The 567-nt window shown below is 54.9% G+C and carries 1 pseudogene; it reads left to right on the top strand.

Annotation, left to right across the window (positions count from 1 at the left end):
• Positions 1-221: 221 nt before the first annotated feature.
• A pseudogene (locus SB764_RS38225) lies at positions 222-500 on the top strand (MFS transporter); the annotation flags it as partial.
• Positions 501-567 lie beyond the last annotated feature (67 nt).

The raw sequence follows: 567 nt of genomic DNA, 5'->3' as shown, positions 1-567 counted from the left end.
TGTACGGACGGAAGGTACGGTCGTGTTCGATTTTGAATTCACCGTTTTCTTTTTTGAACAGACGGATAACCGGTTTACCTTCTTCGGTGATGTAGTCCGCGTCCAGGATCATGGTATATCTCCTTCTTAAAGTTAAACAAAATTATTTCTAGAGGGGAATTGTTATCCGCTCACAATTCCCCTATAGTGAGTCGTATTAATTTCGCGGGATCGAGATCTCGATCCTCTACGCCGGACGCATCGTGGCCGGCATCACCGGCGCCACAGGTGCGGTTGCTGGCGCCTATATCGCCGACATCACCGATGGGGAAGATCGGGCTCGCCACTTCGGGCTCATGAGCGCTTGTTTCGGCGTGGGTATGGTGGCAGGCCCCGTGGCCGGGGGACTGTTGGGCGCCATCTCCTTGCATGCACCATTCCTTGCGGCGGCGGTGCTCAACGGCCTCAACCTACTACTGGGCTGCTTCCTAATGCAGGAGTCGCATAAGGGAGAGCGTCGAGATCCCGGACACCATCGAATGGCGCAAAACCTTTCGCGGTATGGCATGATAGCGCCCGGAAGAGAGT

It is taken from the genome of Paraburkholderia sp. SIMBA_027 (genome assembly GCF_046535315.1).
GTDB classification, from domain to species: Bacteria; Pseudomonadota; Gammaproteobacteria; order Burkholderiales; family Burkholderiaceae; genus Paraburkholderia; species Paraburkholderia tropica.
The sequence above is the reverse complement of the archived record's forward strand: the minus strand, read 5'-3'. Positions and strand labels throughout refer to the sequence as shown.